This window comes from Flavobacterium sp. (genome assembly GCF_044376915.1).
GTDB lineage: Bacteria > Bacteroidota > Bacteroidia > Flavobacteriales > Flavobacteriaceae > Flavobacterium.
In genome coordinates this window covers 1-5,818 of sequence record NZ_JBILKB010000097.1, presented here as the reverse complement: position 1 = coordinate 5,818, position 5,818 = coordinate 1, and the positions used below count along the sequence as shown (strand labels likewise).

Here is a 5,818-nt window from a genome sequence, read left to right as displayed (position 1 = left end):
GATAGTTTGTTATCCAACATTTGGTGGGAGTGGTGTTGTAGCAACCGAATTGGGCTTAGAATTAGCTAAAAGAGGGCACGAGATACACTTTATTACCTATAGTCAACCGGTACGATTGGCCTTATTGAGTCCCAATGTGCACTATCATGAAGTACATGTTCCTGAATATCCCTTATTTCATTATCAGCCCTATGAATTGGCGCTATCGAGTAAATTAGTGGATATGGTAAAATTATACCAAATTGATGTTTTGCACGTACATTATGCGATTCCACATGCGTATGCAGGTTATATGGCAAAGCAAATGTTAGCCGATGAAGGCATACATATTCCAATGGTTACAACCTTGCACGGAACCGATATTACGCTAGTTGGTAATCATCCTTTTTATAAACCGGCTGTAAGTTTTAGTATCAATAAGTCAGATGTTGTTACTAGTGTTTCTCAAAGTTTGAAAGATGATACCTATCGTTTGTTTGATGTGACAAATGATATTGTGGTTATTCCTAATTTTATCGAATTGTCAAAAGAAAATATATCCGAAACTAGTCCGTGTCATCGCTCCTTAATGGCTCTTGAAAACGAAAGAATTGTCACACATATTTCAAATTTTAGAAAAGTGAAGCGCATTGAAGATGTAGTGAAAATATTTTTTGAAATTCAGAAAGAAATACCTTCTAAGTTGATGATGGTGGGTGAAGGTCCTGAAAAAGAGCAAGCCGAGTATTTATGCAAACAATTAGGTATTCAGCACAAAGTAATTTTCTTTGGAAACAGTAATGAGATTGATAAAATTTTATGTTTTTCGGATTTGTTTTTATTGCCATCAGAGACCGAAAGTTTTGGATTGGCTGCTTTAGAAGCAATGTCTTGCGCGGTTCCCGTTATATCTAGTAATTCGGGTGGTCTGCCTGAAGTTAACAAAGATGGTTTTTCGGGTTATTTGAGTGATGTAGGTGATGTCTATAAAATGAGTCAGGATGCCATTTCTTTATTGCAGGATTCCGATAAATTGAATCAGTTTAAGTTAAATGCAAGGGAGACTGCGAAATTATTTGACATTCAATATATTATGCCAATGTATGAAAATCTATATTACCAAGCAATACAATCTAAACATGACTAAATTACTGCCATTTTTTGTTGTATGCATGTTATCTTGCTCGGTTCCTAAAGAACGAATTGCAGATACTTCATTTACTACAATTTATAAAAATACAATTGGAGGAATTGAAAAAGCCAGCTACCAACATATTACCAATAATGAAGCCTATATCAAGTTAATTGAAGCTTTAAAAATTGACGAATCCGAATACAGTAAATTAGTAGCTGTTAACTTTAAGGAAAAGGATGTGTTGGTTTTGTATCAAGGCAATATGAACACTGGAGGATATAGTATAGATGTAGCAAACATACGTTGGGAAAATGAAGTGCTATTTATTCAAAAATTGGAAATTGTTCCTGAATCAGGAAAAGCGGTTACCTTAGCGCGAACTGCTCCTTATTGTATTGCAGTTATTCCAAAAGCAAAAAAAATTTCGATTGTAGAATAAAAAAAGACTCATAAGAGTCTTTTTTTATTTAATCAAATCGGTATCGAATGCTAAGTGCTAAATTTGGACCAAAATCAGTTTCTTTATAATCTCCTGAAAGCAAATAGATTTCTGGACGGACATCTAAAGATAATTGTAAAGGAATATCAAATTGATATTCTATTCCAAGATCACCTGTTAAGAAAACAAAAGTGCCGCTACTTGAATCTTCTTCATCTGTATAACGCCAACTTCCTAGACCACCACCTGCACCGGCATACCAATTTAATCCTTTATCAATATTCCATACCCATTGGTACAACCCGGCTAATTTAAGAGCGTCAACTTCATTGCTGTTTCGCCAACCCAAATCAAATTCCAAACGATTGGTGTCACTTAATTTTCTTTGATACGAAATTTCGGCACCATATCCATCATTATCACCCAATCGTAAACCAATAGTGTTTTTTGAAATATCTTGTCCTTGTGTGCTCCATATTGTTACTACAAACAATATTGCTGATAAAATTACTTTTTTCATAGGGTATTTGTTTTTTTTAAATATACTAATATTTCTCAAAAAATATGCCATTAATCATTCTGAATTTTTATCAAATCATTTAATTGTAGTATACCATATCCTATTTACAGAAATATAGTAACTTTGTAAAACTATAATTATAAATATATGGCCGGTAATACTTTTGGGAAATTATTAAAACTTACTACGTTTGGAGAATCGCATGGCGAAGCCATTGGAGGTATTATTGATGGGTGTCCTGCCGGTTTGGTGCTTGATTTGAAGCAAATTGCATTTGAAATGATGCGAAGAAAGCCGGGTCAATCCAAAATAGTTTCCCAACGCAAAGAAGCCGATCAAGTCCAGTTTTTGTCGGGTATTTTTGAAGGCAAGACTACTGGAACTCCTATTGGTTTTATCATTTCTAATACCGATCAAAAATCGGAAGATTACTCACATATTAAAGAAAGTTACAGGCCTAGTCATGCCGATTATGTGTATGAAAAAAAATATGGAATTCATGATTACCGTGGTGGCGGTAGGAGTTCTGCACGTGAAACTGCGAGTAGAGTAGTAGGAGGTGCAGTTGCCAAACAAATTATTCCCCATATTAAAATTAATGCTTTTGTTTCATCTGTTGGTGATGTAACTGTTGATAAACCTTATCAAGAATTGGATTTTTCGTTTATTGAAAGCAATATTGTACGTTGTCCTGATCCAATAGTTGCCCAAAACATGGAAGCATTAATTGCTGCTACTAAAAAAGAGGGTGATACAATAGGTGGCACCATAACTTGTGTTATTCAAAATGTACCCATAGGTTTAGGAGAACCTGTTTTTGACAAATTGCAGGCCGAATTAGGAAAAGCAATGTTGTCGATCAATGCAGTAAAGGGTTTTGAATTGGGTAGTGGTTTTTGTGGAGCAATGATGAAAGGGAGTCAACACAATGATTTATATAATTCAGATGGATCTACTCAAACCAATCGTTCTGGAGGTATTCAAGGTGGAATATCTAACGGTATGGATATTTATTTTAGAGTAGCGTTTAAACCAGTTGCAACGTTATTGCAAAAACAAGAAGTATTAACCCACGAGGGAATTATAGTTGAACAACAGGGCAAGGGAAGACACGATCCGTGTGTGGTACCAAGAGCTGTTCCCATAGTAGAAGCAATGGCAGCGCTTGTTTTAGCCGATTACTATTTGTTACTCAAAACAAGTAGATTATAAGAAATCTAATTTAAATTATTTTCTTGATCACTCGTAATTTATGCGTATGGCGATTGGTATCAGCGTTGTAAATTCCTAAATGATCGAGGCGGTCAATGCGAACTTTTCCAGATGCATGAATGATGTAGTTGTTTTCCATCATGATGCCTACATGAATAATATTTCCTTCTTCGTTATCAAAAAAAGCCAAATCTCCAGGTTCACTTTCTTCAATAAAACTTAATGGAACTCCCTGGGTAGCTTGTTGTGAAGCATCGCGCAATAAATGATATCCATTTAATTTATAGACCATTTGTGTAAACCCCGAACAATCAATTCCAAAAGGTGTTTTTCCTCCCCATAAATAAGGTGCATTCAAATAAAGAAAAGCGGTTTTTAGAATATCTGATTTTGCTTTGATGCCGCTTACTTTGGTGCCATCAAAACTATAATTTGAAGTATTAATGGACGAATGCTCTAAAAAAGATAAAGAAGCACCTAAAGATATAGGCATCAAATGATTGTTGGGTGTGGTAATGTATTCTATTAAATCGGAATTGAGTAGGCAGGAAGTTTTACTTAAAAGATTGTAATCCTCTTGTGAAATGGATTGGAATTGTTTGGCATCTATCCATCCAATATATCCATCATAGGCTAATTCTACTTGCGCCCATTTAGCTGTAAGTTCAATAATTTTAAAGTGTTCGCCAAATAATAACTGCGAAACTTGCTCACTTCTGTCGCTAGCTTCTGCACGTATAGGTATGATGGCTAAATTACAAATTCCAAACATGGAGGATCAAAATAAATAATGATGAATCTTGAATTCAATTACAAATGTAACTAAATTTCAAAATTCATCATTAGTAAATAGTATAAATTATGCTCTTTCGATTACAATTGCCGAAGCACCACCGCCGCCATTACAAATAGCAGCTGCTCCAATTTTGGCATTATTTTGATTCAGCACACTGAGCAAAGTAACGATAATTCGCGCACCAGAGCAGCCTAGAGGGTGGCCTAAAGAAACGGCTCCACCGTTTACATTTATTTTATCGTTGTGTATTCCTAAGATTTTAGCATTAGCTAAACCTACAACAGAAAAAGCTTCGTTAAACTCAAAATAATCGACCTCTCCAATAGATAAACCGGCTTTATCTAATGCTTTAGGAAGTGCTTTTGCTGGTGCTGTAGTAAACCATTTAGGCTCTTGAGCGGCATCGGCATAGGATTTTATATACGCCAAAGGAGTTAATCCTAGAGATTTGGCTTTGTCTTCGCTCATCAATACTAAAGCAGCAGCACCATCATTAATAGTTGAAGCATTTGCTGCAGTTACCGTACCCTCTTTTGTAAAAACTGGAGCTAATGACGGAATTTTATCTAACTTAACGTTTGTGTATTCTTCGTCTTTAGTTACTACAATTGCATCACCTCTTCTTTGTGGAACTTCAACTGGTACAATCTCTGCATCAAATTTTCCTGCTTCCCATGCAGCTGCAGAACGCTCATACGATTGAATTGCGAAGTTATCTTGATCTTCTCTAGAGAAGTTGTATTCAGTAGCACATAAGTCGGCACAAACCCCCATAGCATTGTTGTCGTATGCATCAGTAAGGCCGTCTTTTTGCATGCCATCTACTAATGTAGTAGGTCCGAATTTAACACCATTGCGCATGTGCACGTAATGCGGAATCAGACTCATGTTTTCCATTCCACCCGCAACAACGATTTCTGCATCCCCCGCCATTATAGCTTGTGCACCTTGCATTACGGCTTTCATACCACTCGCACATACTTTATTAACTGTTGTGCAAGATACACTTTCAGACAATCCCGCAAATAAAGCAGCTTGTCTAGCAGGCGCTTGACCATTACCGGCTTGCACCACATTTCCCATTAATACTTCATCAACCAATTTTGGGTCTAAATTGATTTTATGTAAAGCGCCTTTGATGGCAGCAGCTCCTAATTTTGTAGCAGGTACACTTGATAAAGCCCCCATAAAACTTCCGATTGGAGTTCGAACAGCAGAAACGATAACTACTTTTTTATTCATGATGGTATTGTTTTGTTTGAATTGCGAATTTACTAATAATATTCTAATTTAGGTAATGGAATTAGTGAATTTCTAATTCAATACTGTATTTGAGTTGGTTATTGTTAATTTTTCAGCAAAGAATTACTTTTGCTATATGTTCTAATTTTGAGATGTGGTTGTTCCAACTTATTTTTATTGAGTATTTTCTATAAGGTTGAATACTAGCGTATTTTAAAATCATATTTAAAATAAATTAAAAAAAGTGCTTTAATAGTTGTATATTAACGAATGAAAACATACATTTGCAACCGCAAAAAAGATAAGTTCTTAAAGAATAAAAGGAGAGGTGCCGGAGTGGTAACGGAGCAGATTGCTAATCTGTCGACGGGTAACCGTCGCCAGGGTTCGAGTCCCTGTCTCTCCGCTTTTTTTGTTTTCGGGGTGTAGCGTAGCCCGGTTATCGCGCCTGCTTTGGGAGCAGGAGGCCGCAGGTTCGAATCCTGCCACCCCGAC

The 5,818-nt window shown here is 36.1% G+C and carries 6 protein-coding genes and 2 tRNA genes; 5 read left to right on the top strand and 3 right to left on the bottom strand.

The genetic code is table 11. The features are described 5' to 3' along the window. The first annotated feature begins 1 nt into the window (after position 1). Both bshA and ACIQ6Z_RS08780 read left to right on the top strand, forming a co-directional pair. Positions 2-1,126, top strand: a complete 1,125-nt coding sequence (bshA, locus tag ACIQ6Z_RS08785) for an N-acetyl-alpha-D-glucosaminyl L-malate synthase BshA (RefSeq protein WP_396210517.1) — start codon at positions 2-4, stop codon at positions 1,124-1,126. Further along, a complete protein-coding gene (locus ACIQ6Z_RS08780; protein ID WP_396210516.1) occupies positions 1,119-1,553 on the top strand; it encodes a protease complex subunit PrcB family protein in 435 nt (144 codons plus the stop codon). The genes bshA and ACIQ6Z_RS08780 overlap by 8 nt, the downstream gene beginning before the upstream one ends. Positions 1,554-1,581: 28 nt before the next feature. On the opposite strand, the gene ACIQ6Z_RS08775 is transcribed toward ACIQ6Z_RS08780, so the two are convergent. After that, entirely contained in the window at positions 1,582-2,073 is a 492-nt protein-coding gene (locus tag ACIQ6Z_RS08775) for a hypothetical protein (protein WP_396210515.1), read from the bottom strand. A 147-nt stretch (positions 2,074-2,220) separates the two neighbouring features. Between ACIQ6Z_RS08775 and aroC the strand changes: the two genes are divergently transcribed. After that, a complete protein-coding gene (gene aroC, locus ACIQ6Z_RS08770) occupies positions 2,221-3,285 on the top strand; it encodes a chorismate synthase (protein ID WP_396210514.1) in 1,065 nt (354 codons plus the stop codon). Positions 3,286-3,295: 10 nt separating this feature from the next. On the opposite strand, the gene ACIQ6Z_RS08765 is transcribed toward aroC, so the two are convergent. Both ACIQ6Z_RS08765 and ACIQ6Z_RS08760 read right to left on the bottom strand, forming a co-directional pair. Then, positions 3,296-4,057, bottom strand: a complete 762-nt coding sequence (locus ACIQ6Z_RS08765; RefSeq protein ID WP_396210513.1) for an NlpC/P60 family protein — start codon at positions 4,055-4,057, stop codon at positions 3,296-3,298. 87 nt (positions 4,058-4,144) lie between these two features. Continuing rightward, complete coding sequence (locus tag ACIQ6Z_RS08760; RefSeq protein WP_396210512.1) at positions 4,145-5,323, bottom strand: acetyl-CoA C-acyltransferase; 1,179 nt, start codon at positions 5,321-5,323, stop codon at positions 4,145-4,147. A gap of 322 nt (positions 5,324-5,645) precedes the next feature. On the opposite strand from ACIQ6Z_RS08760, the gene ACIQ6Z_RS08755 reads away from it, so the two are divergent. Together ACIQ6Z_RS08755 and ACIQ6Z_RS08750 are read left to right on the top strand one after the other, a co-directional pair. Next, positions 5,646-5,729: transfer RNA gene (locus ACIQ6Z_RS08755), tRNA-Ser, on the top strand. Positions 5,730-5,742: 13 nt separating this feature from the next. After that, positions 5,743-5,817: transfer RNA gene (locus ACIQ6Z_RS08750), tRNA-Pro, on the top strand. Position 5,818: the final 1 nt, after the last annotated feature.